The 25,972-nt window shown below is 40.8% G+C and carries 24 protein-coding genes, 2 tRNA genes, 1 pseudogene and 1 riboswitch; of the genes and pseudogenes, 16 read left to right on the top strand and 11 right to left on the bottom strand.

Features of this window, described 5'->3' with window-relative positions; genetic code table 11:
• Nucleotides 1-16 precede the first annotated feature (16 nt).
• From AOLE_RS17550 to AOLE_RS17540, 3 genes are all read left to right on the top strand, one after another.
• The gene (locus tag AOLE_RS17550; RefSeq protein ID WP_013199051.1) at nucleotides 17-1,021 is read left to right on the top strand and encodes a DUF4062 domain-containing protein; all 1,005 of its coding nucleotides are present in this window, start codon (nucleotides 17-19) and stop codon (nucleotides 1,019-1,021) included.
• Nucleotides 1,022-1,094: 73 nt separating this feature from the next.
• Nucleotides 1,095-2,111, top strand: coding sequence for a ferrochelatase (gene hemH, locus AOLE_RS17545; protein WP_013199050.1), 1,017 nt, complete (start codon nucleotides 1,095-1,097; stop codon nucleotides 2,109-2,111).
• 23 nt (nucleotides 2,112-2,134) lie between these two features.
• Nucleotides 2,135-2,779: an MBL fold metallo-hydrolase gene (locus tag AOLE_RS17540; protein WP_013199049.1), complete on the top strand. Its 645-nt coding sequence runs from the start codon at nucleotides 2,135-2,137 to the stop codon at nucleotides 2,777-2,779.
• Here the strand turns inward: AOLE_RS17540 and AOLE_RS17535 are convergent.
• The gene (locus AOLE_RS17535; protein WP_004794921.1) at nucleotides 2,776-2,970 is read right to left on the bottom strand and encodes a DNA gyrase inhibitor YacG; all 195 of its coding nucleotides are present in this window, start codon (nucleotides 2,968-2,970) and stop codon (nucleotides 2,776-2,778) included. The two genes, AOLE_RS17540 and AOLE_RS17535, sit on opposite strands and share 4 nt — an antisense overlap.
• Before the next feature lie 87 nt (nucleotides 2,971-3,057).
• On the opposite strand from AOLE_RS17535, the gene AOLE_RS17530 reads away from it, so the two are divergent.
• From AOLE_RS17530 to AOLE_RS20125, 5 genes and pseudogenes are all read left to right on the top strand, one after another.
• Nucleotides 3,058-3,696 carry a class I SAM-dependent methyltransferase gene (locus AOLE_RS17530; RefSeq protein WP_081399214.1) on the top strand — a complete coding sequence of 213 codons (639 nt, stop codon included), beginning with the start codon at nucleotides 3,058-3,060 and terminating at the stop codon, nucleotides 3,694-3,696.
• On the top strand, nucleotides 3,686-4,891 hold the full coding sequence (locus AOLE_RS17525; RefSeq protein WP_013199048.1) for a TIGR03862 family flavoprotein: 1,206 nt from the start codon (nucleotides 3,686-3,688) through the stop codon (nucleotides 4,889-4,891). Before AOLE_RS17530 ends, AOLE_RS17525 begins: the two co-directional genes overlap by 11 nt.
• 77 nt (nucleotides 4,892-4,968) lie before the next feature.
• Complete coding sequence (locus AOLE_RS17520) at nucleotides 4,969-5,379, top strand: GFA family protein (protein ID WP_013199047.1); 411 nt, start codon at nucleotides 4,969-4,971, stop codon at nucleotides 5,377-5,379.
• Nucleotides 5,380-5,424: 45 nt separating this feature from the next.
• A riboswitch (Fluoride riboswitch) is annotated at nucleotides 5,425-5,491 on the top strand.
• A gap of 126 nt (nucleotides 5,492-5,617) precedes the next feature.
• Nucleotides 5,618-5,998 (top strand): fluoride efflux transporter CrcB, encoded by a 381-nt coding sequence (gene crcB, locus AOLE_RS17515; protein ID WP_005301974.1) that lies wholly within the window; start codon nucleotides 5,618-5,620, stop codon nucleotides 5,996-5,998.
• Between the two features lie 166 nt (nucleotides 5,999-6,164).
• Nucleotides 6,165-6,294 (top strand): annotated as a pseudogene (locus AOLE_RS20125) (hypothetical protein).
• Nucleotides 6,295-6,452: 158 nt separating this feature from the next.
• Here the strand turns inward: AOLE_RS20125 and AOLE_RS17510 are convergent.
• From AOLE_RS17510 to AOLE_RS17500, 3 genes are all read right to left on the bottom strand, one after another.
• Entirely contained in the window at nucleotides 6,453-6,785 is a 333-nt protein-coding gene (locus tag AOLE_RS17510) for a HopJ type III effector protein (RefSeq protein ID WP_002114866.1), read from the bottom strand.
• Between the two features lie 251 nt (nucleotides 6,786-7,036).
• Entirely contained in the window at nucleotides 7,037-7,291 is a 255-nt protein-coding gene (locus AOLE_RS17505; RefSeq protein ID WP_005301976.1) for a type B 50S ribosomal protein L31, read from the bottom strand.
• Between the two features lie 101 nt (nucleotides 7,292-7,392).
• Nucleotides 7,393-8,691, bottom strand: a complete 1,299-nt coding sequence (locus AOLE_RS17500) for an ABC1 kinase family protein (protein ID WP_013199046.1) — start codon at nucleotides 8,689-8,691, stop codon at nucleotides 7,393-7,395.
• A gap of 256 nt (nucleotides 8,692-8,947) precedes the next feature.
• Here AOLE_RS17500 and AOLE_RS17495 point away from each other — a divergent pair, with 256 nt between their 5' ends.
• Both AOLE_RS17495 and AOLE_RS17490 read left to right on the top strand, forming a co-directional pair.
• Nucleotides 8,948-10,195 carry an SfnB family sulfur acquisition oxidoreductase gene (locus tag AOLE_RS17495; protein WP_013199045.1) on the top strand — a complete coding sequence of 416 codons (1,248 nt, stop codon included), beginning with the start codon at nucleotides 8,948-8,950 and terminating at the stop codon, nucleotides 10,193-10,195.
• Between the two features lie 32 nt (nucleotides 10,196-10,227).
• Nucleotides 10,228-11,478 carry an acyl-CoA dehydrogenase family protein gene (locus AOLE_RS17490; protein WP_013199044.1) on the top strand — a complete coding sequence of 417 codons (1,251 nt, stop codon included), beginning with the start codon at nucleotides 10,228-10,230 and terminating at the stop codon, nucleotides 11,476-11,478.
• A 33-nt stretch (nucleotides 11,479-11,511) separates the two neighbouring features.
• Here AOLE_RS17490 and abeM read toward each other — a convergent pair whose 3' ends face one another.
• Together abeM and AOLE_RS17480 are read right to left on the bottom strand one after the other, a co-directional pair.
• Complete coding sequence (abeM, locus tag AOLE_RS17485) at nucleotides 11,512-12,858, bottom strand: multidrug efflux MATE transporter AbeM (RefSeq protein WP_005301990.1); 1,347 nt, start codon at nucleotides 12,856-12,858, stop codon at nucleotides 11,512-11,514.
• 33 nt (nucleotides 12,859-12,891) lie between these two features.
• Nucleotides 12,892-13,353, bottom strand: coding sequence for a DMT family transporter (locus AOLE_RS17480; RefSeq protein WP_004794898.1), 462 nt, complete (start codon nucleotides 13,351-13,353; stop codon nucleotides 12,892-12,894).
• Between the two features lie 116 nt (nucleotides 13,354-13,469).
• On the opposite strand from AOLE_RS17480, the gene hemW reads away from it, so the two are divergent.
• The gene (gene hemW / locus AOLE_RS17475; protein ID WP_023274329.1) at nucleotides 13,470-14,624 is read left to right on the top strand and encodes a radical SAM family heme chaperone HemW; all 1,155 of its coding nucleotides are present in this window, start codon (nucleotides 13,470-13,472) and stop codon (nucleotides 14,622-14,624) included.
• A gap of 45 nt (nucleotides 14,625-14,669) precedes the next feature.
• Here hemW and AOLE_RS17470 read toward each other — a convergent pair whose 3' ends face one another.
• Nucleotides 14,670-15,425, bottom strand: a complete 756-nt coding sequence (locus AOLE_RS17470) for an SDR family oxidoreductase (protein ID WP_013199041.1) — start codon at nucleotides 15,423-15,425, stop codon at nucleotides 14,670-14,672.
• Nucleotides 15,426-15,537: 112 nt separating this feature from the next.
• Between AOLE_RS17470 and AOLE_RS17465 the strand changes: the two genes are divergently transcribed.
• Entirely contained in the window at nucleotides 15,538-16,434 is an 897-nt protein-coding gene (locus AOLE_RS17465; RefSeq protein WP_013199040.1) for a LysR family transcriptional regulator, read from the top strand.
• Nucleotides 16,435-16,497: 63 nt separating this feature from the next.
• On the opposite strand, the gene AOLE_RS17460 is transcribed toward AOLE_RS17465, so the two are convergent.
• The 4 genes from AOLE_RS17460 to AOLE_RS17445 form a co-directional block, all read right to left on the bottom strand.
• Nucleotides 16,498-16,573: transfer RNA gene (locus AOLE_RS17460), tRNA-Lys, on the bottom strand.
• Nucleotides 16,574-16,595: 22 nt separating this feature from the next.
• Nucleotides 16,596-16,671: transfer RNA gene (locus AOLE_RS17455), tRNA-Lys, on the bottom strand.
• A gap of 120 nt (nucleotides 16,672-16,791) precedes the next feature.
• A complete protein-coding gene (locus tag AOLE_RS17450) occupies nucleotides 16,792-18,633 on the bottom strand; it encodes a long-chain-acyl-CoA synthetase (RefSeq protein ID WP_013199039.1) in 1,842 nt (613 codons plus the stop codon).
• A 191-nt stretch (nucleotides 18,634-18,824) separates the two neighbouring features.
• The gene (locus AOLE_RS17445; RefSeq protein WP_013199038.1) at nucleotides 18,825-22,175 is read right to left on the bottom strand and encodes an Rne/Rng family ribonuclease; all 3,351 of its coding nucleotides are present in this window, start codon (nucleotides 22,173-22,175) and stop codon (nucleotides 18,825-18,827) included.
• A 721-nt stretch (nucleotides 22,176-22,896) separates the two neighbouring features.
• Between AOLE_RS17445 and AOLE_RS17440 the strand changes: the two genes are divergently transcribed.
• From AOLE_RS17440 to AOLE_RS17425, 4 genes are all read left to right on the top strand, one after another.
• Entirely contained in the window at nucleotides 22,897-23,829 is a 933-nt protein-coding gene (locus tag AOLE_RS17440) for an RluA family pseudouridine synthase (RefSeq protein ID WP_004794885.1), read from the top strand.
• Nucleotides 23,826-24,500 (top strand): HAD-IA family hydrolase, encoded by a 675-nt coding sequence (locus AOLE_RS17435; RefSeq protein WP_013199037.1) that lies wholly within the window; start codon nucleotides 23,826-23,828, stop codon nucleotides 24,498-24,500. The genes AOLE_RS17440 and AOLE_RS17435 overlap by 4 nt, the downstream gene beginning before the upstream one ends.
• Nucleotides 24,501-24,570: 70 nt before the next feature.
• A complete protein-coding gene (locus AOLE_RS17430) occupies nucleotides 24,571-25,263 on the top strand; it encodes a helix-turn-helix transcriptional regulator (protein ID WP_013199036.1) in 693 nt (230 codons plus the stop codon).
• Between the two features lie 49 nt (nucleotides 25,264-25,312).
• Entirely contained in the window at nucleotides 25,313-25,918 is a 606-nt protein-coding gene (locus AOLE_RS17425; protein WP_013199035.1) for a glutathione S-transferase family protein, read from the top strand.
• Nucleotides 25,919-25,972 lie beyond the last annotated feature (54 nt).

Raw genomic sequence — 25,972 nt, 5'->3', positions numbered from 1 at the left:
GCGAAAGGGTATTGTTATGCTCGATACACGCTATCAGATTTTTATTTCAACGTCTGGCCGCGATATGCAGCCAGAGCGAACGGTTTTGTCTCAAACCTTGGTGGGAATGGGTTTCTTTGCTTGGGGACTAGAACATCGAACACCTTTAACAACCACACTTGCACGTCGACAAATTGATGAATGTGATTATGTAATCTTACTTCTAGGAAGTCAGTATGGAGAACAATCGATTTCTGGTGTGAGCTATCTGTCTTTAGAATATGAATACGCGTTAAGTCAGGCTAAACCTATTATTGTGTTCATGCATGAACAGCCTGAAAGTCGTGAAATAGATTTACAAGAAACACATCCACAAGTTAAAGATAAATTTCTCGCATTTAGAAAAAAGTTATTACACGAAGCAAAGCATATTTTTTACTTTAAAACTCCACGTGAATTGGAGTTGGCTGTCCGTTTAAATATACCTTTAATGGTTGAACAACATCTGGGACAAGGTTGGGTTCCTGCTCATCAAGCTCAGCAGTTAGAAGATGAAATTAGACTATTAAGAAGTAAAATTTTGCATTTAGAACAGCGAGTAACAGAGCCATCAGTGCAGTTAAAGGAAGTTGCACCGCAAGATATTTTTGCATTTGAATATCAGATTCAAGCATTTCAGGATGGCAACTTTAAAGAGCTTAAACGACAGAGACAAATGACATGGTCTCAGTTGTTGAGCGTGCTGGCAAAGCGCTTTGAAACAGCTGTGCCAGAAGAGAATTTTGGAATTTGTCTGAATGAATATTTAAATCAGGCTGGCTTAGAAGATGCTCGTCAGGAATTACCTCGTGCACATGCGGTGGCTTGCGCACAGATTAATCATAAGGCCCTGTTTCGAATTAAAAATCAAATGCAATCACAAGGTTGGATTGTCCCAACACAAACTGAGCAATCATATGACCTTTGGAAACTAACCACTAAAGCTCAAAAGATATTGCTTAGTTATAAATGGAACAATCGAGGCGTTCGATTAAAAGCTTAGAGCGATTCAATTTATATATGGCATTAAAAACTGTTACATTAGTGTCATAAGATGAACTGAAAGGCATTTACACATGTCGTTTGAACAAAAACCGAAAGTTACTGTCATTTTAGCGAATTTAGGCACACCAGATGAGGCGACTGTGCCTGCGGTGCGCCGTTTTTTAAAACAGTTTTTATCTGATTCACGCGTGATTGAAATACCAAAATTCATCTGGTGGATTATTTTAAATCTGTTCGTTTTACCTTTTCGTCCGAAAAGAGTAGCGCATGCGTATGCTTCAGTATGGTCAACAGATTCGCCAATGCGCGAAATTGTGTTTGAACAAACCAAACGTGTGCGGGCTTATTTAGAACAAGAAAATAAACAGTTTGATTTAACGGTTTTACCCGCAATGACTTACGGTAATCCGGGTATTGATAAAGTTTTAGAAAAATTGGCGGCTAACCCGCAAGAGCATGTCATTTTATTGCCTTTATTTCCTCAATATTCTGCAACGTCTACAGCGCCGTTATACGACGCATTTGCCAAGTGGATTCCAGCTCAGCGAAATTTGCCGGGTCTGACCATCATTAAAGACTATTATCAGCATCCTATGTTTATTCAAGCATTGGCAGAAAGCGTTTTAGCCTACCAAGAGCAGCATGGTAAACCTGAAAAACTGTTGATGTCTTTTCATGGGATTCCACAGCCGTATGCAGACAAAGGCGACCCTTATGCAGATCGTTGTCGCATTACAGCAAAGTTAGTCGCTGAAGCCTTACATTTAAAAGATGATGAATGGGCAATTAGCTTCCAATCACGTTTTGGAAAACAAGAATGGGTTAAGCCTTATACAGACCAGCTTTTACAAGATTGGGCGAAGCAAGGTGTTAAGTCCGTTCAGGTATTAAGCCCAGCTTTTTCTGCCGATTGTTTAGAAACACTTGAAGAATTAGCCATTCAAAATGCAGAGTTGTTTCAAGAAGCAGGTGGTGGTAGCTATGCTTATATTCCAGCTTTAAATAGCGATCAGGCTCATATTGATTTGCTTGCAGGTTTAGTTCAGGCTAATCTTGATGCCCTTACCCATACCTTAGCCCACCGTTAATTGCGTTTTAGCCAGAGGTTCTTATGCTGCAAGTCAAAATTGTTCCCGTTACTGCATTTGCTCAAAATTGTTCCCTTGTTTGGGACAGTGAAACGAAAGAAGCAGTTTTGATTGATGCAGGTGGTGATGCTGCTGTTTTGAAAAAAGAAGTAGAAGCCTTAGGTTTAAAAGTGAAGGCTTTGTGGCTAACTCATGGGCATTTAGACCATGCTGGAGCAGTAGGTGAGCTTGCCAAAGAATGGAGCGTTCCTGTTATTGGTCCACACAAAGAAGATCAGTTCTGGCTAGACATGATTCAGGAAGTATCAGCACGTTATGGCTTTCCAATTCCACAACCTGTCAAAGTCGATCAATGGCTTGAAGGTGGTGAAGTACTAAAATTGGGTGAAGATGAATTTGAGGTACGCTTTGCTCCAGGGCATACGCCAGGTCATGTAATTTTCTATAATAAAAACCATGGCTTACTTTGGACAGGCGATGTTCTGTTTAAAGGTTCGATTGGGCGAACAGACTTCCCACGTGGTAACCATGAGCAGTTGATTGAATCGATTAAACGTGAGTGTTTTAGTTTGCCAGATGATACTCAGTTTATTTCTGGACATGGTCCAATGAGTACCATTGGCTATGAAAAGCAATTTAACCCGTTTGTCGCGGGTAAAGCAGGTTAATCTTCATAATCATCTTCATTTTGACTACCCTTGTTTTGCTGAGGAGCATCTTGGGTAGGCAGTCTATATTCATCATTTGCCCAAGCGCCTAAATCAATTAATTTACAACGTTCAGAACAAAATGGACGAAATTCATTGCCTTCCCAAACACTTGGTTCACCACAACGTGGGCAGGGAAATGTACGTGGCATAAAGCAATATCCTCAAAGTGAAGAGAAATAGATTAGGCAAAAGTCAGGTGACTTGTTAGACTTATGCCGATTTTTATTTAGTTTGATGTGATTATGCCGATTCGTCAATTTCAAGCACAACGTATGCAAGCGCCTCGTGATTTTACTCCAATTGAAAATACCCCGATTTGTGTAGAAATTGGAGCAGGCAAGGGCAAACATGCTTTGCTTTTTAGTGGGCAACAGCCACAGCACACGTTGTATGCAATTGAACGAACCCGAGAAAAATTCTTGGCAATGCAAAAGCAGCATGGTTTGGAACCAAGAGATAACTTGGTGCCTGTACATGCGGATGCTTTGCCTTGGGTAGTGCATGCTTTGCATCCCGCTCAAGTTGAACATTTCTTTATTCTCTACCCAAACCCAGAACCACATAATCCAGCACAGCGCTGGTTGAATATGCCATTTTTTGAGTTCTTAATCTCGCGTCTGCAAACAGGTGGAACCATTACTCTGGCAAGTAATATTCCTGAATATATTGAAGAGGCAGAGCAGCAGTTATTAAATGTATGGAAGCTGCCTTACCAAAAAGAAAAAATTGCTCAAACCTCTGCACGTACCCATTTTGAAATTAAGTATTTAGAACGTGGTGAGCTTTGCCAGCAGCTCATTATGACCAAGCCTGAAGGTTATCAAACTCGATTTGATGAGTTTGCGCCATTGCAAGGGCAAACACATGGCGAATAAGCGGGTTGCCATTATTGGAGCAGGCCCAGCAGGTCTTATGGCTGCTGAGGTATTGAGCCAATACGCTTATGATATTGATGTCTATGAACAAAAACCTTCAGCGGCACGTAAGTTTTTGATGGCAGGTAAAACGGGTTTAAATATTTCGCATGCCGAACCATTAGCCCAGTTCATTGACCGTTATGACCATGCAGAATGGCTCAAACCGTGGGTTGAAAAATGGGATGCAGTCTGGATTCAGAACTGGATGAAAAGCCTGGGAATTGAATCTTATGTGGGCACCTCAGGTCGCATTTTTCCGGTCGAAATGAAAGCTGCTCCTTTACTGCGTGCTTGGCTAAAACGCTTGGCAGAGCAACAGGTTAAATTCTTTTATCGTCATCGTTGTATTAATTTACAAGGTACAACGGCGACTTTAGAAAACCAAAATAATCAAAGCACTGAAACTTTTACTCAGCAATATGATGCAGTTGTATTGGCCTGCGGTGCGGTGTCGTGGTCACAATTAGGTAGTGATGGTGCATGGCAGCAATGGGTTAATCAATCTGATATTGAACCTTTTCAGCCAAGTAATGCAGGGGTATTGCACACTTGGTCAGCTTTTATGGAAAGCTGTTTTGGTGAACCTTTAAAGCGTATCAATGCGTGGGTTGAGCCTAGCCAAGTTACTCATGGCGATATTGTAATTACTCACTATGGTTTAGAAAGTGGTGTCATTTATAAACTTGGACGAGCTTTACGAGAACAACAAAAACAAGGGAAAAGCTTAAATCTATTTTTGGATTTATTGCCTGATGTAGAGTTGTCACAGTTAATTAAAAAATTGCAGGCTGGTAAAAAACAATCGCTCACCAATATCTGGCGTAAAGCAGGTTTAGACACAGCTAAAATTAACTTAATTAGAGAAGTGGTTGATAAAGAGTTATGGAGCCAACCAGAGACTATGGCTCAGCAAATTAAAGTACTTCAAATTAAGCTAGATGGCTTTAGGCCTATTGAGGAAGCAATTAGCTGTGCTGGTGGTGTTAAGCAAGGTGCATTAACTGAAAGCTTAGAGCTTAAACAAACCTCAGGTGTTTTTTGCTGTGGTGAAATGCTGGATTGGGATGCTCCTACAGGTGGATATTTACTTACAGCATGCTTTGCTACAGGGCGAGCGGCTGGTGATGGCGTGCATTTATTCTTAGAAAAATAACAGCGAATTTGGTGCTATGTTTGATATGTGAAAAGTGTTATTTTTGAGCGATCAATAATAATAGGATTTACGAGAACATGTCTCAAGCATCACCAGTTTATCAAGGAAGTTGTTTGTGCCAAGGTATTCGCTATGAAATTAAAGGCGATATCGGGGATATCATTCAATGCCATTGTCAACGTTGCCGAAAATCCAATGGAACAGCATTTGCCACGAATGCTCCTGTTAAAAGTACAGATTTTAAAATTACCCAAGGTGAAGACTTAGTCAAAAAATTCGCTGTGGAAGGTGTGTACCGCTGGTTCTGTAGCGAATGTGGTTCACCTTTGCTTAGTTCGCGTGATGCGCAGCCTGAACTGTATCGTGTAAGAATTGGGACACTAGATACGCCATTAGAGCAAAAACCGACAATGCATATTTTTGCTGCCTCTAAGGCAGAGTGGGAATGCATTCGTGACGACTTACCGCAATATGATGAACGTCCATGATTTTACAAAGTATATTTAAATCAAATTCAAGATGATCTAATATACTTAAAACGGGGAGATGGCATTCCTCCCCTGAAAAACCGCCGTATTGGCTAATGATGCCTACGTTACCCTCATGTATTTATATATCACTGGGTACGTAGGTTATTGCGTACTCTGCTTATTTTTGGAGTACGCCATGTCATATTTTCCTTCATTATTTTTTGCTCTTTTAGCGTCTATCTAAAGGGGTGGTCTTATGTATTATTCTCTACTTTCAATTGCTTTAGGCTCAGTTCTAGGGGCGTGGTTACGTTGGTTTTTAGGTTTAAAACTGAACCCGATCTATCCGCAAATTCCACTGGGCACTGTCACTGTTAATTTGGTTGGTGGTTTTATTATTGGTTTTGCGATTGCCTACTTTTCTCAAAGTGATTTAAGCCCGAACTATAAGCTCTTTGTGATTACGGGTTTTTGTGGAGCTTTAACTACGTTTTCAACGTTCTCAATTGAGATTGTGACTTTATTACAAAGTGGTAAGTTGGGAATGGCGATGTTGGGAATTTCCATTCATTTAATTGGGTCGTTAATTTTTACGTGTTTGGGGTTGGCGACTTATTATTGGGTAGCGGGCAACTGATTATTCGGATGTTTGAGGAGCGAGATATGCGGTACGGCCTCCGTTTTAAGATGTTCTCCAATACCATTTGTATAGGCATACCTTACTTTTGAAAGATCAAAAGTAAGCAAAAATCTTTTGTTTCGCTGATGCTACATCCATGTAGCACAGCAAAACAGCGGCATCCATGCCGCTTGTCACGATAGTAAATGACGAATTAAAAAAATCTGATTTATTTTTGGGATTTGATACGCGTTAAAGTCATCAACAGCCTGACTGAAATTGGCTATATATTGTTTTTGCAAGATATGGGATAAGTGCAAACAGATAACAGGTTCTGTTGATGAAAATGGTTTTGCCTACTTTTCCCAAAAGAAAAGTAGGTCGAGCCGAAGGCTAATCTAGATATAGAACGTCACTGAAAAAACTCTGCTATGACAATTTTCTAATTTAAGACATTCCTTACTAGCACTTATTATTTTTCAGTTAAAGCCTGACCTTCAAACTTCACACCATCCCAACCATTTTGCATAAACTGACGAATATTTTGATGGTCAGTGCCCTCAGGCGTAGCCAATACAGATGCGTAGTGCTCTGCAAATAAACTTAAAGTTTGTGCTTGGTCTAAACCTTGTAACTTGGCAAAAGAGAAAACTTTTGCACTGCCTTGATTTTCAGTCGCAGCATTATGCTGTGCGCCATTTTGAAAAGCTGTTGGAGTATGCTGGTAACGTGCTTCAATATGAGCTAAAACGTCTGAAAATTTTGCTGTGCCTGCTTGTAATTGTGCAAGTAACTCTTGTGCCATTATCTTAAACTTCCTATTAAATGAGGGTTCAAGCATAGCATCGAATAGCAACTTTGAAAGCTTGGCGAATACAAAAAAATGATGAGTTGTGGGAAAAATAAGAAGTGTTTTTATACAAGTTGTGGATAAGTTCTCTTTTATACACAACATAAAAATATCGAAAAAATACACATAAAAAAAGAAGCCTAAGTGGAGGAGATAGTCTTAGGCTTCCAATGATTTAAGTGTATTGGTCAAATCTTAACGTAAGATTAACTCTTACGATTAAAGCGAGCGAAGCGTTTATTAAAGGTTGCAACACGGCCTTCGTTACTTGCTTGACGTACTTCACCTGTGTAGAAAGGGTGAGATGCACTTGAAATATCAAGGGTTACATAAGGATAGACTTTTCCTTGATATTCTTTGGTTTGTTTAGACTGAAGAGTACTACCAATTAAGAAGTACACGTCTGCATTGGTGTCATGAAATAACACTTGTTGATAAGCAGGATGAATATCTTTACGCATGAGAGATTGTCCTAAATTATTTTTGATTAAAGAAATGTTATAACATAACAATTAAAAAGTCAATGTAACCCCTAGAAGGCTACATTGATCAGTAAATTAAGTTAGTTAGAAGGTGGGACAAGCTCTTCAAATAAACCGTTCAGATTGTCATGTACTTTTAAGTGAATTAGGTTCCAGTAGTGTCCTGAAATGGTTCTATTGACCATTAGGGTATCTGGTGAAGGCTTAAAGACATCCCAGTACTTCAAAGATTTTTTCACAAGCAACATGCCATCATGATGTGATGAGTTCTCGGCAAAATCATAAGTAGTGGTAAGCGGACGTAATAACACTTCAATCCAGAGTTTATAAAGATCGCTCGGGAATTTGCCTTTTTCGGCTAGTGAATGTAGCTCAAGTAACTCAGTTTCAATCAAATCGATATTTTCATGACGAGCTGCATTTACTAAGCGTTTAAAGCTATACACAATTTCATTTGAAAGTGTTTTAACACTGCCATAGTCATAAATAATGACACTACCATCTTGGCGGAAGGCAAAGTTACCCGGGTGAGGGTCACAGTGAAAACGTTTTAAAAAGAACATTTCCTGACCTAAAGCACGAATCAAACGACGTCCAATCGTATTTCGAATTTCAATAGGCCAAGCGCTGGCTGTTTCAATGCTGTCACCTTGTTCGAGGCTCAAGGTTAAAATACGTCGTGAAGAGTAATCTTTATAAACAGTAGGGATGATAATTTTGTCATCTAACTGGCTATGAAATGTTTTGAAAACTTCTAGGTTTTGAGCTTCGATTTCATAGTTAAGTTCTGCTGAAAGACTATCCTGAATTTCTGTAAAAAGCTGATCTTGTAGCTTTTTATCAATTTTAAGTACACCCATTAAACGAAGGGCTAAACGCACTTGTTTTAAGTCACTTTCACAGGCCTCATCAACACCTGGATATTGCACTTTCACTACAACTTGTTCGCCACTAGGTAAGGTAGCTTTGTGAACTTGGCCAATTGAAGCAGCTGCAAAAGGTTCTTGATCAAAAGATTTAAAGGCAACATTGAGCGGTTTTCCAAGCTCACGTTCAACTTGTTGCTGAATGGCAGCAAAAGGCATGGCTGGAGCTTGGCGTTGTAACTTTGAAATTGCTTTAGCGACTTCGGGTGGAAAAATATCTTTATATTGAGATGCAATTTGGCCGACCTTCATGACGGCACCTTTCATTTCACCTAAGGTGTCGGCAATTTGCAAACCAATATCCTGAAATAACTTGGTTTTTGAAGCCAGCTTTTGCTCTTCGTCTGCGGTCAAGTTTCGAATCGAGTTAGAAACGGTTTTCGTTGCAATGCTCGCGGTCATTCCTGCAAGTTTCATAAATCGTTTGCCGGGTGAACTTGCATTCTTTGCCATATCTTCGATACCTCATTGACTACAACATAATATTGCCTAGTTTTGATCATAGGTGACAAAGCTTAAAAAGCCTATATGAAATTGTTTATCTCATGTAAGAAAATTTTCGAAAAACAAAATGTTATTTTTATAGTAAAAAATATGAAAAGCTTGTGAAAATCCATTTCATAAACAAAGCTTTAATATCTATAAAGTGTCTGTTTTTTTGGTGCTAATGTGAGTGGCAGGTTAAATAAAAATAGAGATAACAAAAGTTATGACAAGTTTAAGTTCAGCCCATGGGCGGTCTCAGGCGGTTCCTTTATCTGTGTTTGAGCAGTCAAAAGATGCGCATATTATTCGTTCTGATGAAGAAGCAATTGAGGTTGCCAAACAACTTGCGCAAGAGTTCGCACACGAAGCATCCGATCGAGACAAGGAGCGCCGTTTACCCCTAAATGAAATTCAACAGTTCTCACAAAGCGGCTTATGGGCCATTACGGTTCCCAAGCAATTTGGTGGTGCCCAAGTTAAATATCGAACTTTGGCTGAGGTCATCAAAACAATTGCGAGTGTTGATCCATCTCTTGCACAGCTTCCCCAAAATCACTTGGCTTTTATTGAACATTTACGTCTTGATGCAGGTCCAGAACAACAACAGTTCTTCTTTAACTTAGTGTTGAGAGGAATTCGTTTTGGCAATGCATTTTCGGAAAAACATAGCAAAACGGTGGCTGACCTCACTACCACATTACGAAAGACCGAGCATGGTTATGAAATTAATGGGAAGAAGTTTTTTGCAACTGGCGCATTGCTTGCACATTGGGTTCCAATTGTCGCTGTGAATGAACAGGGGCAGCCTTATGCGGCGCTAGTTCCTCGGGAAACTTCAGGAGTTAATATTATTAATGACTGGTCTGGTTTCGGGCAAAGAACCACAGCCAGTGGGACCGTTGAACTTAATCAAGTTCCAGTACGTGAAGAATATCTCATTCCAATTTATCAGGCTTTCGAACGTCCTACACCAGCAGGTGCAATTTCACAATTTATTCAAGCTGCTGTCGACGCTGGTATTGCACGTGGTGCAATTGAAGAAACAATTCACTATGTCAAAAATCATAGTCGTGCATGGGTCGATTCAGGTTTGGAAAAAGCCAGTGATGACCCCTATACGATTGCAAACATTGGTGATTTAAAAATAAAACTGCGTGCGGCAGAAGCGGTATTAGATTTAGCAGGAGATGCGATTGATCAAGCGATTGCCGACACGACAGAAGAACATGTAAATCAAGCGACATTACTGGTTGCTGAAGCAAAAGTACTTACTACAGAAGTTGCGATTTTAGCAGCGAATAAGCTTTTTGAGTTGTCTGGAACACGTTCTACTTTGTCAGAGCTTAATCTGGACCGCCATTGGCGTAATGCACGTACTCACACCTTGCATGATCCCGTGCGTTGGAAATATCACATTGTCGGTAATTACTACCTCAATGGCATCCATCCACCTCGTCATGCATGGAGCTAAAGTGAAGAAAAAACAAGATTAGGAGAATAAAGATGACAATTACCCAAATTGAATTAGAAGAGCTATCGGTAGGCGCCGATTATGAAAAAGTAGCAAGTAGATTTCGTACAGTTTTTGAAAAAATTGCCCAAGGTGCAATTCAACGGGAAAAAGAACGAATATTGCCTTTTGAACCGATTCAGTGGTTAAAAGAACTTAAATTAGGTGCGGTACGTGTTCCGGTTAAATATGGTGGAGACGGGGTGTCATTGCCGCAACTTTTCCAGCTTCTAGCAGAATTGGCGCAGGCAGATTCGAATATTGTGCAAGCGTTGCGTGGACACTTTGCTTTTGTCGAAGACCGTTTAGTTGCGCATAAAGAGCATTCGCAGGAAGTCTGGTTCCAACGCTTTGTACAAGGTGATCTAGTCGGTAATGCATGGACCGAAGTTGGAAATGTACAGATTGGTGATGTCGTTACACGAGTAACCAAAGATGCTTCGGGCAACTTGGTGGTGAATGGTGAAAAGTACTATTCAACAGGAAGTATCTTTGCTGACTGGATCGATTTATTTGCTTACGATGAAGTGAATGACCGTCATGTGATTGCTGCTATTTATCGCCATGAAACTGGGGTAAGTGTGATTGATGACTGGGATGGCTTTGGTCAAAAGACAACGGGCAGTGGTACTTTAAAAGTGCATCAGGTGCATTTACCAGCTTCGCACCTTATTCCATTCGACCAGCGTTTTAAATATCAAACTGCTTTTTATCAGGTTGTCCACCTTGCAACGCTAACAGGGATTGCACATGCTGCTGTCGAAACTTTTAGCCAAGAAATACGTGAGCGAAAGCGTATTTTTAGTCATGGTAATGGGGACCTTGTTCGTCACGACCCACAAGTTTTACAGGTGGTGGGTAAAGCCTCGGCTCAAGCCTATGGAAGTCTAGCAATTACGATTAAAACAGCAGAAGCATTACAGAAGGCTTATGAAAGTCACTTTAGTGAGTTAGAGGTGCAAGAACATCAGTTTAATGTAGATGCAGAGCTTGAGTCGGCGCAAGGGCAGGTGGTGATTTCTAATTTGGTACTGGATTTAACTAGCCAGTTATTCAATGCTTTAGGTGCCTCGGCGAGCAGTCAGGTTAAACAACTCGACCGTTTCTGGCGTAATGCACGAACAGTCTCTTCTCATAATCCGCTCATCTATAAAGAAAAGGTGATTGGCGATTGGGAAGTGAACCGTACCGATTTACCCTTTGTCTGGCAAATTGGAGCAAGCCCGCGGGCAAAGTCTGCATAATGAAAAAAAGCCGATGTTTCATCGGCTTTTTTATTAGGTCTGGCTTAAACGTTTGGTATTTAAATAAAGCCTTGAAAGTAATAAAACACAAGCAATGCTCAAACCAATAATCAAACCTAGCCACACACCAGCCACGCCCCAATGGGTATAACGCGCTAGATAAAGCCCAATAGGAAAAGCAATCACCCAATACGCCATAAGCGTAATCCACATGGGTGCTTGAGTATCTTGCATACCTCTTAAACAGCCTGCGGCACTCACTTGCAATGCATCCATTAACTGATATGCCATTGCAAACCACAGTAAATACATCGCAACAGGAGCTACGTTTAAGTCTTGAGTATAAATCGAGATAATTTGTTCACGGCCTAGAGCAATAAAAGTCATGGTTAATATGGCAAAAAATATGGCTGTGCTGAGACCAATTTTTTGTACTTGGTACATTGCAGCCCAGTTCTTTTCACCATAATACGTTCCCACGCGAATGGTTAAGGCAATGGCTAGTGAAAGCGGAATCATAAACAGTACAGAGGTAACGGAAATTGCGACTTGGTGTGCGGCAATAAATACTTCACCAAGAGGGCTAAGGACCAATGCACCTGTACTAAAAATACTAATCTCAAAGAACACAGCTAAACCGATTGGTAGACCAAGCTGTAAAATTCTTTTAACTAAAGCCATATTAATTTTATCAAATCGGCCAAAAATAGACGTGTTTTGATAAGCCGAAGCTTTATAAATATAGCCAGCTAATGTAATCAACATGAGCCATTGTAAAATGGAGGTTGCAAAACCACAGCCAGCACTACCTAATGCAGGTATTGGCCCTAATCCATGCATAAAGATCATGTTAAGAGGGACCAATACAACTAAAGCTAATAGGCTAATAGCTGTGACAGGGCGTGGATGGCCTAATGCTTCTGAATAGCCACGTAGTGCTGCATACATGGTCACAGCTGGCATACCTAAACCAATTGCATGTAAGAACAAGCTTGCTTTAGGTCGTAAGCTCTCTGGTACGCCGAACACATGCAAGAAAAACGGCATAAGCTGCAAAATGAGCATTGCCAGTACACCTAAAATGACAGCAACCCACAATGACTGACGAACAACGACAGGGATCTGCTCTGTATTTCTTGCGCCTTTTGCTTCAGCGACCAAAGGTGTTGTTGCAATCATAATGCCGCTGAACAGGAGCATGATTGGAACCCATAAACCGACCCCTACAGCAATTGCTGCTAAATCGGTTGCAGATAAATGCCCAGCCATAATAGTGTCAATTAACCCGAATCCTGCTTGAGCAAACTGGGTAATTAAAATAGGTAGCATTAAGTGGAAGAGTTGTTTTAATTCAGCCCGAAAAGATGTGACATTCGACACAAAAGGTACTCTTTTTAAATATAAAAAATGAAGCTAACGCTGCAAAGTGAGTACCACACCGACAAAGATGATGACTCCACCAAGAAACCGTTGCCATGTAACAGGTGTCTTTTCTGTGCCCAACCAACCAAAATGATCAAGTAACATAGAAATAACGATTTGCCCAAAAACGACTAGCCCTGTAAAGGTTAAAAAACCAAGCTTAGGTGCAGTATAAATGCTCATGCTGATTGCATAAACCCCAAGGAATCCTCCAGTCCAAAGAAGCCAAGGAATATTTGATATTTCACTTAAAGAGGGCTTCTCGGCACTTTGAAAGAAAACCATAATCGCTAAAACAATAGTACCTATGAAAAATGATAATAAAGCTGCTTGTAAGGGTGAGTGTAGTTGCTCGCGCAGTTGAGCATTAATTGCTGTCTGAAAAGCCATGGCAACACCGATTCCCATAGCTAAGGGTAAGATCAGGAAAAGTTGACTAGAGAATTTCATCATTTTTATCAGTATTTAAGAATGTTTAAATTTAGTCTAAAGCAATTAAGGTATGTTTTCATAAGCCCATTGATGCAGTCATGTTAAAATAGAAATATTGTGTAAATTGGACCTGCTCCTTGGCCGTATTAAACCCTGCTTCTATTCCTCTATCTTTATATATCCATATGCCGTGGTGCGTGCGTAAATGTCCATATTGTGACTTTAACTCGCATGCGGTACCAGACGGAGCACTTTCGTCAGAACTTGAGCAAACCTATTTAAAAGCATTGGTCGCCGACTTTGAAACTCAACTAGAGATGGCGCAGGGACGTCCGATCCATAGTGTGTTTATTGGTGGAGGAACCCCTTCACTGATTTCGGCACAGGGTTATGTATGGTTATTTGCAGAACTTAAGTCATTGCTTAAATTTGAAGATGGCTGCGAAATTACCTTAGAGGCAAATCCGGGAACGGTAGAGCATGACCCATTTGCAGGGTATTTAGAGGCTGGCATTAATCGTTTGTCTATTGGTGTCCAGAGCTTTGATACTGATCATTTGCAAAAACTTGGTCGTATTCATTCTGCAAACAATGCAATTGAAGCGATTCAACAAGCAAAGCAGGCTGGTTTTAAACGAGTAAATGTAGACTTAATGCATGGTTTGCCTGAGCAAACGCTAGAGCAGGCACTCTATGATCTCAAGCTTGCTGTAGAAAGTGGTGCCACTCATATTAGTTGGTATCAACTTACCATTGAACCGAATACGGTTTTCTTCCGTACTCAACCCGTTTTACCGCAAGATGAAATGCTTGAAGATATTCAAGAGCAGGGTGAGGCATATCTTAAGGCAAATGGTTTTATAAATTATGAAGTTTCAGCATGGCGTAAAGAGCTGCCTTCAGCACATAATTTGAATTATTGGGAGTTTGGTGATTATCTTGCAATTGGGGCAGGTGCACATGGCAAAGTGACACGACCAGATGGTGTGTATCGTTTCCAAAAAACTCGTTTGCCAAAAGACTATTTAGCTAAGGTTCCAGCCGAACATCTGCAAATGAAAAAGATTGAGGCAGAAGAGCTACCTTTTGAATTTATGATGAATGCTTTACGTCTAAATGATGGGATAAAAGCTGATTTATATGAACAGCGTACAGGCTTAAGCTTAGATCATTTAAATGAGGTACTCACTTCACTGCGAGCTAGAAAGCTACTGGTAGAGGATAGTTCTCGTTTGGCTTGTACAGAGCAGGGGCATATTTTTTTGAACTCGGTACTAGAAGAGTTTTTATAATAAAACAATGTAAAAGCCGCACTATGAGATGCGGCTTTTTTGATTTTAGCGAGTGGTGTAGCCACCATTTGCAAAAATTGTTTGACCAGTAATCCACCAACCATCGGTTACCAGAAAACGAACCAATGGCTCAATATCTTCAATTTTGGTAAGCCCACCTAAAGCTGAAGCTGATTTGTGGTAAGCCACTGCCTCGGCAGATTCTTGTCCATAAAAGAATGGTGTATCCATTGGGCCAGGTGCAACAGCAGTCACAGAAATCTGACGATCACCAAATTCTTTTGATGCAGCGCGCGTGTAATGCTCAACAGGTGCTTTTAAGCCTTCATAGGTTGAATACAGCCCAGTGTAGGCTGCAAGAAGAGAAGTCACGATTGAGCAGATCTTTCCGCCGTCATTTAAATGACGACCCGCAGATTGAATAAAGAAATAGGCAATTTTTGAGTTGATATCGCTCATGCTATCAAACTCTTGTTCTGTGGTGTCTAAAAAGGATTTCTTTAAAACCTTTCCAACTGTATTAATGGCAATATCAATTCCACCAAAATGTTGCTTAGTGTCTAAGAAGAGCTTTTCAATATTATCAATATCCGTTAGGTCTGCTTGAATTAAAACAGCGTCTACACCGAATGCTGTTACATCTGCGAGCGTCTGTTCTGCATCTGCTTGAGTTTCAGCGCTATTGTAGTGAATTGCAATTTTTGCACCTTGTTCTGCAAATTTACGGCTAATAAGTCCGCCTAAGTTTTTTGCACCGCCCGTAATCAGTACAACTTTATCTTTCAGAGTATGAGTTGCCATGATGATTGTTCCTATGATGACTTGTTTTAATGTGTTTTTAGTCTAGATTGGCGGTAATTTTTGATCAATTATGCTAGTTTGGTTTAACTATTCAGAAAATACGAACAATTAAATGGATCGGTTGCAGCAATTTTTTATTTTTTCAGAAGTGGCTAAACGACAAAGCTTTAGTGAAGTAGCAAATCAACTTGATTTACCTCGCTCTACAGTGACGAGTGCAATTCAACAATTAGAAACTCACTATGGGGTACGTTTATTTCATAGAACTACACGCAAGGTAAGCCTTACTCAAGATGGACAAAGAATCTTGCCTGAATGTCAAAACCTATTATTTGACTATGAACAGCTTGAACAACTCATACAAACGCAAAAGCAGCATTACCGTGGCACGCTAAAAATTTCAATGCCCAGCCGAATCGTACATCAAGTGATTATTCCTGAACTTCCCGATTTTTATAGCCGCTATCCAGACATTCATTTACAGCTCAATAGTTCTGATGACATGACTGACTTAATTGAAAAGGGGATTGACTGTGTTGTTCGGGTAGGTGAGTTAGATAGCAGCAGTTTAATTGCAAGATTGATTGGTCATTTGGTCATGGTGAACTGTGCAAGTCCCCATTATTTAGAACAATATGGTATTCCTGAACAATTAGGAGATTTATCTCAGCACAAACTCATTAACTACGCAGGAGCCGTAGGAGAAAAACAGGGTATATTTTTATATCAAAATGGAACAGTAATGATCGATAGTGCTTTAAGTGTAAATAATACAGAAGCCTATGTTGCCGCGGCTTGTGCTGGCTTAGGGATTATTCAACTTCCATACTACGATGTTCAGGATAAAATAGAGCAAGGAAGCTTGGTTGAAGTGTTAAGTGCACATACTGCTCAATCTTTGCCACTCAATATTTTGTATCCGAACCGAAGTTATATTCCTAAACGTTTAGAAATCTTTATGAATTGGGTTAAAGAGATTTTATATAAGAAATGCATCGTCATCTTTTAGTCATGAAACTAAAATAAGATAACAATAAAAAAAGCCTCTCGCAGTGAGAGGCTTTTTAGAATTTGGTGGGTCGTCCGCGACTCGAACGCGGGACCAACGGATTAAAAGTCCGCTGCTCTACCAACTGAGCTAACGACCCAAATAGGTTCAAAACAGATAAGTGGTGGGTCGTCCGCGACTCGAACGCGGGACCAACGGATTAAAAGTCCGCTGCTCTACCAACTGAGCTAACGACCCGTATCGTTTTGATGTCGCGTATTTTAGCAAGTTATTCAACTAACACAAGAGGTAAATCAAAAACATTTGCATGATTGCCTATAAAAAGCACGATTTCCTCTCGTTTAGCTAAAAAATGAACTAAAAACGGTATTTATATGCCTGAATGTTGTCAAAAATTTCAGTTGTGACATCACAATAACTGTTCGTACCAGGTAATAAAGCGAGTAAACGTTCAGAAGTTTTGCTTGGATTAAACGAATCTTCCTTCAATTTATTCTTTTGATACTTAAAAGTACCTGTTGTTTCAACTTTAGCTTGCACTCGTAAGAACACGGGTACTGCATAAGCAGGCAGGCATTTTTTAAATATAGTGACCATTTCGGTTAAGTCAGACTCATTTAACTCAGCGCCATCAGCAAGTGTGATTGCTGCCATACCAGCACGACCATTGGTATTTGGGATTTCTACCCCATAAACCACCGCTTCAGCGATCTTGTCATATTCACAAACCATGTTCTCAACTTCAGTAGTAGATACATTTTCGCCTTTCCAGCGGAAGGTATCACCTAAGCGGTCAACAAACTGAGCATGACGGAAACCAATATTACGAACAAGGTCACCTGTGTTGAAATATGAGTCACCTTTTTTAAAGACATCTTTCATAATCACAGATTTATTCTTTTCTGGATCTGTATAGCCATCAAAAGGTGAGCGACTGGTAATTTTACCTACTAGCAAACCAATTTCACCTGCTTTAACTTTTTTACACCAGCCCTTTTTATCGCGTACAGGTTCATTTTTCTCTTTATCAAACTCAATAATGGCATATGGCGTAGGAGAGAAGCCTACTGTGTTGTCAAAGTTAAAAATATTACTAAACCCGACATTGCCTTCACTTGATGCATAAAGCTCAAGAACCTCTTGCACGCCAAAACGTTGTTTGAACTTATCCCAGATGTTTGGGCGCATGCCATTACCGATCATTTTGGTTACGCGGTGGGCACGGTCAATTTCTGTATGAGGGGCATCCATTAAGTAACGGCAAAGCTCTCCTACATAGCCAATTGCAGAGGCATTAAATTTCTGAACATCTTTCCAGAAGGCACTGGTTGAATATTTACGTCGAATTGCAAGGGTAGAACTTCCCGCGATCACACCACACCAGCACACTACGACACCTGTTGCATGGTAAAGCGGTAAAGTTACATACATCACATCATCTGGGCCAAGATTTAAAATGTGCCCATAAGTACCATAGGCAAGTGTCCAGCGACTGTGTTTGAAAATAACAGCCTTTGGTAAACCTGTAGTGCCCGAAGTATAAATATAAAACAGGCCATCATTTCCATGAACAGACTGCGTAGTCGATGGGTTAAATTTTGGAAATTGATCAATTTCTATTGCAAGATTGGCATAACCTTGAGGTGCAGTTCCTGCATCTTGACGTGTAGCCTGATCTGCAAACCAATGAAAACGGTCTTTAGGAACATTGAGGTCCTGACGAATTTCATCAATGACCGCTCGAACTTCTTCACCTGCAATTACGGCAATTGGTTTTACAAGATTGATACTATGAGCGAGGACCTTACCTACTTGAGAGGTATTCACAAGCGCAATTGTTACCCCAATTTTAGCTAAACCTACAATCGTGGCAATAAGCTCAGAACGGTTCTCAACCATTACGGCAATCACGTCACCTTTCTGTGCGCCAAGAGATAGATAATAGTGAGAAATTTGGTTAGCCCATTCGTTTAAAGCTTCATATGAATAACGTTGATCTTCAAATAATAAAGCAATGCCTTGCGGATTTCGCTTAACAGCTTTTTCAAAAGCTACACCCAATCCCGTTGGTGTATTTGCTGTTCTTAAGTAAGCCTGTTTAAGACCATTCAGGATATGGGGTACTTTGGGGATGAAGCTAGGAAGTCTTGTTGCAACATCACCAAGCGTAATGATATCGGTCTGTGTTGTCTGGCTCATATCAATCCTATTTATTTTTCGATCAATCCAAAAAAGGTTGCGTTGGCAAAAGTACAGTGTTTTTCATGGTTCACCATGCTTTTAAAACTTTTCTTCTAGTGCAATCAACCTAATTGGTTAAAAATAACAAAAAAAACCTAGTCATCGAAATGACTAGGTTTGTTTAAATTAGCTGCAATTGAGCAAATGATTTACTCAGCTACAGGATTTGCTTTCTTTGGTGGACGACCACGAGGGCGACGAGGAGGACGACTTGGTTTGTCCTGATCTGCCTTAGAATCGTCTGATTCAACTTCTGCAGTAGCTTCTGTTGGTGCTACAGCCTGTTCTACGGCAGCTTTTGCTCTTGCAGATGCTTTAGGCTGTTTAACAACTGGAGCTTCAACTACTGTTGTCGCTGGTGTTTCTTCTGTGCTTGTTTCACTTTGTGCTACTTCAGTCACCTGATCAAGCTCAAGCGGTTGTTGTTTTGACTCAACAGGTGCTTGTGTTTCAGCAGCAGGAGCAACAACCGTTTCTTCAACAGCTGGAGCTACAGGTGCAGCTTCTTCTGGTGCAGCGTGTTGTTGTTTAACTTGCTCAAAAGCTTGTTCCGCAGCAAGTTTTGCTAAACGACGACGCTCACGTGGATCATTAGCAACACGTGGTGTTTGCTCTTTTTGTGGCGTCAATGCAAGTACAGGCGCAGGCTCTGCTTCTTGTGATGGCTTGTTGCTTGGAAGCTCTGCATCACGAGTAACAGGCTTTTTGTCTTCAGCATCAGACACGACTTCTGTTGCTAGCGTACTAGCGTACTGTTCAGCAAACTTCTGCAATGCACGATTGAATGTTGGAACTAAACCAAACTGTTCAATCAATACTGTGCAGTCTTCACCATAAACATGACGAATCAAGCTACCAATCGTATATTGCGCCAACGTTGGAATTTGCGATGGGGCAATTGATGGTACCGCAGCTTTAGCACGTTTCGCGTTGCGTTGTTCACGACGACGCATACGAGGGTCATTGCTCGCACGTTGAATTTGCGGTTGAGCTTTGCTGTCTGCAGGAGGAGTCGTCGTTTCTTCTGCTTTGGCAGGGACTGCTTCTTCTACAACTGCAACAGGTGCTGGAGCTGGCTCTTGAGCGACTTCAACAACAGGTGCTGTTTCAGTGCGTTCAACAGGTTGCTCTGGAGTCAAAGCAATAATTTCGCTTTGTGCTTGATCAACATTGATTACTAAGGCTGTATTCATGACTTCATGCTTTGGAGCATCAATCAAATCAACCTTAATTTGTTTCTCATCAACAACTACTGGTGCCGCCGGTGCATTTTGATTTTCATTCAATACACTTGGATCGCGGTGGCGATTTGGACGGTTCGGACGTTGTTGATTATTACGGTCACGACGCGGCACGGCATTTTCAGTTTGTTGTCCATCATTTTGATGTTGTTGATGTGACTGATCTGGGTGCTGACGTTTTTGTTGACGTTTTAACTCACGTTGTTCTTGACGTGATAACTGTACAACTTCTTCGTGAACCTGTTGTGGTTGTTGCTGTTGTTGTGGCTCTTGAGCATGGTGATGTTGTTCACGTTGCTCTTTGTGCTTACGTTTTTTGTTGTTTGGACGTTGTTGTACTTTATCGTCTTTTTCAACATTTTCACGAACTTCCTGTTTAGCAGGAGACTGTGAAATGTAAGCATTATTAGATGGAGCCGCAACAGTTTCAGCAACTGGCGGTACTGCAACTTGTCCAAACTGGCCACGGCTTACAGCGCCAGTATTGACCATTTGTTCAATTGTCGCAGCAGCATTTTGTGCTGAACGAGATTGATCAATAGTTTTAGCTTGTTTTTGAACAAAAAGGTTCTCTAACCATGCGAGAGGGCTTGCTGCTTTTTGAGTGCTTGGCTGAGCAGCAGAAGGTTGAGCTGCTTGATTTGCTTTCTTTTGACCAGCTGCGTTATTTGCAGCAGGAGCTGCATGAGCATGGCCATGATCAGCTTCTTCTAAATGCCATTCAGAAGATTCATAACCTAACTCTTTCTCACTTGAACGAGTTGCTTCTGTACGCTCATAGCTAGATGGTGCAAATCCATCTGGATTGTACTGAATTTCATAGTGAGGTGTTTCTAAGTGCGGGTGAGGTAAAACAGTCACACGAACACCAGAAGTTTGTTCTAAATAAACAAGGCTATGGCGTTTTTCGTTGAGTAAGAATGCTGCAATTTCAACAGGAACTTCTACTTGTACTTCACCATGACGTTCACGAAGTGCAATTTCTTCTACTTTACGCATAATTGAAAGCGAAAGTGAACGTAAGTCACGCACCATACCCGTGCCATGACAGCGTGGGCAAACATATCCAGTTGCTTCTTCAAGTGATGGGCGTAAGCGTTGACGGCTCATTTCCATTAAGCCAAAACGAGAGAGTTGGCCAAACTGGATACGCGCACGGTCGCTTTGTGTTGCTTCACGAAGTTTTGCTTCAACCATGCGTTGGTTGCGTTCTTTAGTCATATCGATGAAGTCGATAACAACTAAACCGCCAATGTCACGAAGACGAAGTTGGCGAGCAATTTCTTCTGCTGCCTCTAGGTTTGTATTAAGCGCAGTTTCTTCAACGTCATGTCCACGAGTCGATTTCGCAGAGTTAATGTCGATTGAAACTAAAGCTTCAGTCTGGTCAATTACGATTGAACCACCAGAAGGAAGTTTTACTTCACGCTCGTAAGCAGTTTGAATTTGGCTTTCAATACCAAAATGAGCAAACAATGGCTCGTTTAAAGTATAAGTTTTAAGTTTGTCTAATTGACGTGGCATAACTGCTTTAACAAAGTTATACGCTTCGTTATAAGCTTGTTCGCTATCAATTAAAATTTCTGCAACGTCATCACGTAAGTAGTCGCGGATGGCACGAGTAACTACGCCAGCTTCTTGATGAACAAGCATTGGAGACGGACCAGAACTTGCAGTGCCTTGGATTTGTGCCCAAAGGTCAAGCAAATGCTGTAAATCTAACTGTAATTCTTCTTGAGTACGGCCAATACCTGCGGTACGCACAATAACACTCATGCCGCGAGGTAAATTTAAAGAAGCTAAAATTTCTTTTAATTCTTCACGTACAGAACCTGAAATTTGACGGCTAATACCACCGCCTTTCGGGTTGTTTGGCATAAGAACCAAATAACGTCCTGCAAGTGAGATGAATGTAGAAAGGGCAGCGCCTTTGTTACCACGTTCTTCTTTTTCAACCTGAACAAGTAATTCAGTACCTTCAGTGATGAGTTCACGAATGTTTGAAGTTTGTCGCGGGTCTGCTTGGAAATAACTATTCGCAATTTCGCGCATAGACAAGAAGCCTTGACGGCCTGCGCCATATTCAACAAACACAGCTTCTAAAGAAGGTTCTACGCGGGTTACATGGCCTTTATAGATATTGGATTTTTTCTGTTCTCGGGTACGATTTTCTAAATCAAAATCGTAAAGACGATTACCAGTGATAAGTGCAACGCGGACTTCTTCTGCGTGAGTTGCATTAATCAACATACGTTTCATGGGTGTGACACCTAATAGTGACCCACACAAACATATCGCACAAACTTAAAGGTTCTGAACGAACATCGAACATGACGGATCATTTCCCAGATCTCAAAATATTTGTGGTCTGAGTCATCTGTTACCGGCTACATTTAGCCTTAACTTCGATTCTCGTCTGTGATGTAGGCAATACTGCTTCAACCTTTAAATCGGACTTCCTTAGTGCTTCACTGGCGGGTGAGCGGTACATTGGTTAATGACTTTCACTGTCATTGAGCGCGAAGTGACTTCTTTTTGGAAGTTTGATACGGAATGTTCATCGTATCGGTGCTTTCGGCAGTTCCAATGCATCAACGCTTTAGCCTGAAGGCAACTTTAAGGAGCGATTTGTCTGATGTGTATCAGTTTACGTTCCATAACCAACTAGAGTTGGTAACATATTTTTTTGAACAAACTGAATTAAACGCAACAGTTTGTCATTTTGCCGATATAATAAGCCTTCGGCGTCGGCATAATTCTTTAGGACCTATCCGAGCTGATGGTGAAAGCATCATTTTGATTGAGGTTTCAATCAGGGAAATTCCCTATTAGATGTTCACTTACGGCGGTATCCGTGCGCTGACTATATCAAACCTTGCAGCATCTGCCTATGGGCTAAGCTTAGATTTCTTGTGAAAAAACTAAGCTAAACGGTCATTTATTAATCAAATTTAGCAAAATTTCAGGTTTAAATATTAGTATGAATTCTACACAGCAATGGCAAAGTGTCACTTGGTTTGAGGTGGATGAACATCAAGCAGGACAGCGAATTGATAATTTCCTGTTCTCGCGTTTAAAAGGTGTACCTAAAAGTCGTATTTATCGTTTGATTCGTGAAAGTCAGGTTCGAGTAAATAAAAAACGTGTTAAAGCTGAGACTAAACTTGAGATTGGTGATCAGATTCGTGTTGCTCCAATTCGTTACGAACAAAAAGACGAAACAGCCGCTCCGGTCAGTGACAGTGTGGCACAAGGCCTATTAAGCCGTGTGGTCTATGAAGATGAAGGTTTGTTAGTTGTAAATAAACCATCAGGTATTGCTGTCCATGGTGGTAGTGGTATGGCATATGGTTTGATTGAGGCACTACGTGCAGCGACAGGCAAAAAATATTTAGAACTTATTCATCGTATTGACCGTGATACTTCTGGTCTGGTCATGATTAGTAAAAAACGTAGCACATTAAAACAACTACAAGATATGTTGCGTGAGCACAAAATTCGTAAAACCTATGCAGCGATTGTTAAAGGGCAAGTGAGCTTAGATAAACAGCTGATTGATGCGCCTTTATTACGCTATGAGCTAGCAAATGGCGAGCGTCGTGTACGTGTGACTAAAGATGGTAAACCAAGTAAAACCGAATGGGTTGTAGCAGAGCGCTTTAAAAATGCGACTCTGGTTCATGCATCACCTTTATCTGGCCGTACTCATCAGATTCGTGTGCACGGTTTAAGCATTGGACACCCTTTGATTGGTGACGATAAATATGGACACACGACTGAGTACACTGGTCCTGAAGCACGTCGTCTATGTTTACATGCGATGCGTTTAGATATTCCAGGTTATCCACCGATTGAAGCTCCTTTACCAGAAGACATGACGCAGTTATTAAAGGCTTTGAGAGTGGCAAAATGAGTCTAAAAACCGAATTAGTTATTTTCGACTGGGATGGGACTTTATATAACTCTGTTGGACAGATTGTTGCTAGCTTGCAACATGCCGCAGAACAACATGAATTGCCTTTAACAGATGGAGCAGCAAAAAGTATTATTGGTTTAGGCTTGCCCGAAGTTATGCAAACCCTATTTCCAGAAGCACCTGAGTTACATGACTCAATTTTAAAAGCATATGGCGATCACTATATTGCAAACTCTACAAATGATGCATGGTTCGATGGTATTGCTGAGCTACTACATGATTTAAAAGCGCAAGGTTTAAAACTTGCAGTCGCAACAGGTAAAAACCGTCGTGGGCTAGATCGTGTAATCGCAAAAACAGAGAGTACTCATCTTTTTGATGTGACTCGAGCAGCCAATGAAACCAGATCGAAACCAGATCCACTCATGTTGCAAGAAATCTTAACAGTCACTGGAGTGAATGTTGAGCGTGCAGTAATGATTGGTGATAGTAGCTATGATCTTGAGATGGCTCAGAGGTTAAACATGCCACGAATTGGTGTGGGCTATGGTGTGCATTCGATCGAAGTTCTACAGCAGTTCCAGCCTTTAACGATTGCCAAAGATGTACCTGAGCTGCACAACTTTTTAAGAGAGTATGCAAAGTTATCTACGGTAGATGTTGCATAATTTAGAATAATATAAGAAGGGGGAATTTATTCCCTCTTATTGTATGTTTAATATCAATAAGAAGAGAAAAATGAGTCGTTCTATTCGTCTATTAAATCTTTTACAAGAACTTCGAGAAGCCCGTTATCCAATCACTGCACAAGTTCTCGCTGAACGTATGGGAATTAGTGTACGAAGTGTCTATCGCGATATCGATAGCTTACGTGAGCAGGGTGTAGCAATTGAGGCATCGGCAGGTATAGGTTTTCAGCTTAAAGAAGATATTGTACTGCCACCAATGACACTCAATGAAAATGAAGTCGAAGCTATTTTTTTGGCATTGTATTGGTTGAAGAGTGTACCTGATCAATCGTTACAATCGGCATCTACATCTGTATTAGCTAAATTGAATTCTGTTTTGCCTGAGCATCGGCAATATTTATTACAGCACACGACTTTAAGAGCATTTAATACGTGGCTGCCTGTAGATGAAAATCGAGTCGAACAGGTGCGTTTAGCCATTCGGCAGCAAGTTAAAATTTCGCTGCATTATCATGATGAGCAGCAACGAAGTAGTGTTCGAACCTTGTGGCCTTTTGCCTTGGGATATTTTAATGACAAAATTTTATTGGCTGCATGGTGTGAACTCAGGCAGGATTTTAGACATTTTAGACTCGATCGTATTCAACAGCTGAGTTTAAGCCAAGAATTATATCCATCATTTAAGCAAAAACTATTTGAGCAGTGGTGGGCACAAGAGTCGAAGACTACTGACAAAAACTGACAAAGAGGTTTTGTAGACTAGGTTCCACGATAAACAAGGAGCCATAAAAATGAGCCTTAAACTTTATACTAATAAAGAATCACGTGGTGTTGTGGTCGACTGGCTTTTAGTCGAATTAGGTGTTGAGTGTGAACGTATTGAAGTCGAATACAAGACTGAAATGAAAACACCGGAATATCTAAAAATTAATCCTTTTGGAAAAGTACCAGTATTGGTAGATGGTGATGTCGTGATTTATGAGCTAGGTGCAATCTGTGCTTATCTTGCTGATAAATTTTTCGATAAAGGTTTAGCTCCTGCATTAGATGATCCTAAACGTGGTTTGTACTATCGCTGGTTATTTTTGATGGCAGGCCCATGGGAAGCTGCTGGTGTTGATAAAGCTCTCGGAATAGATGTATCGCCTGAGCAAAAAATGTTTGTGGGTTATGGTGATTATAACGATGCCTACCAAGCTTTAGTACAAGGACTTAATGAAGCAAATCCGTATGTGTGTGGCGAACAATTTACCGCCGCAGATGTAAGCGTTGGAGCAATGCTGTTATGGCAATTGAAAATGGGAGCGATTGAATCTCATCCTGCTATTACGCGTTATGTTGAAACCATCAAGCAACGTGAAGGCTTAAAACAAAGCACGATGGGCTCATTGTTGTAAACCTCTGCTGTTTAGAGTCACCCATTTGGGTGACTTTTTTATTTCCTAAATGCA

The organism is Acinetobacter oleivorans DR1, from assembly GCF_000196795.1.
GTDB classification, from domain to species: domain Bacteria; phylum Pseudomonadota; class Gammaproteobacteria; order Pseudomonadales; family Moraxellaceae; genus Acinetobacter; species Acinetobacter oleivorans.
This window is presented reverse-complemented; position numbering and strand designations above follow the sequence as displayed.

Bases quoted from the DNA above. Each gene is read 5' to 3' on its own strand.
- AOLE_RS17495 (WP_013199045.1), top strand. From the start codon at position 8,948: ATGACAAGTTTAAGTTCAGCCCATGGGCGGTCTCAGGCGGTTCCTTTA.
- AOLE_RS17425 (WP_013199035.1), top strand. From the start codon at position 25,313: ATGAGCCTTAAACTTTATACTAATAAAGAATCACGTGGTGTTGTGGTC.
- AOLE_RS17430 (WP_013199036.1), top strand. From the start codon at position 24,571: ATGAGTCGTTCTATTCGTCTATTAAATCTTTTACAAGAACTTCGAGAA.
- AOLE_RS17435 (WP_013199037.1), top strand. From the start codon at position 23,826: ATGAGTCTAAAAACCGAATTAGTTATTTTCGACTGGGATGGGACTTTA.
- AOLE_RS17470 (WP_013199041.1), bottom strand. From the start codon at position 15,425: ATGGCAACTCATACTCTGAAAGATAAAGTTGTACTGATTACGGGCGGT.
- AOLE_RS17445 (WP_013199038.1), bottom strand. From the start codon at position 22,175: ATGAAACGTATGTTGATTAATGCAACTCACGCAGAAGAAGTCCGCGTT.
- AOLE_RS17550 (WP_013199051.1), top strand. From the start codon at position 17: ATGCTCGATACACGCTATCAGATTTTTATTTCAACGTCTGGCCGCGAT.
- AOLE_RS17440 (WP_004794885.1), top strand. From the start codon at position 22,897: ATGAATTCTACACAGCAATGGCAAAGTGTCACTTGGTTTGAGGTGGAT.
- AOLE_RS17510 (WP_002114866.1), bottom strand. From the start codon at position 6,785: ATGGCACAAGAGTTACTTGCACAATTACAAGCAGGCACAGCAAAATTT.
- AOLE_RS17520 (WP_013199047.1), top strand. From the start codon at position 4,969: ATGTCTCAAGCATCACCAGTTTATCAAGGAAGTTGTTTGTGCCAAGGT.
- crcB (WP_005301974.1), top strand. From the start codon at position 5,618: ATGTATTATTCTCTACTTTCAATTGCTTTAGGCTCAGTTCTAGGGGCG.
- hemH (WP_013199050.1), top strand. From the start codon at position 1,095: ATGTCGTTTGAACAAAAACCGAAAGTTACTGTCATTTTAGCGAATTTA.
- AOLE_RS17465 (WP_013199040.1), top strand. From the start codon at position 15,538: ATGGATCGGTTGCAGCAATTTTTTATTTTTTCAGAAGTGGCTAAACGA.
- AOLE_RS17490 (WP_013199044.1), top strand. From the start codon at position 10,228: ATGACAATTACCCAAATTGAATTAGAAGAGCTATCGGTAGGCGCCGAT.
- AOLE_RS17500 (WP_013199046.1), bottom strand. From the start codon at position 8,691: ATGGCAAAGAATGCAAGTTCACCCGGCAAACGATTTATGAAACTTGCA.
- AOLE_RS17505 (WP_005301976.1), bottom strand. From the start codon at position 7,291: ATGCGTAAAGATATTCATCCTGCTTATCAACAAGTGTTATTTCATGAC.
- AOLE_RS17450 (WP_013199039.1), bottom strand. From the start codon at position 18,633: ATGAGCCAGACAACACAGACCGATATCATTACGCTTGGTGATGTTGCA.
- AOLE_RS17525 (WP_013199048.1), top strand. From the start codon at position 3,686: ATGGCGAATAAGCGGGTTGCCATTATTGGAGCAGGCCCAGCAGGTCTT.
- AOLE_RS17540 (WP_013199049.1), top strand. From the start codon at position 2,135: ATGCTGCAAGTCAAAATTGTTCCCGTTACTGCATTTGCTCAAAATTGT.
- AOLE_RS17535 (WP_004794921.1), bottom strand. From the start codon at position 2,970: ATGCCACGTACATTTCCCTGCCCACGTTGTGGTGAACCAAGTGTTTGG.
- AOLE_RS17480 (WP_004794898.1), bottom strand. From the start codon at position 13,353: ATGATGAAATTCTCTAGTCAACTTTTCCTGATCTTACCCTTAGCTATG.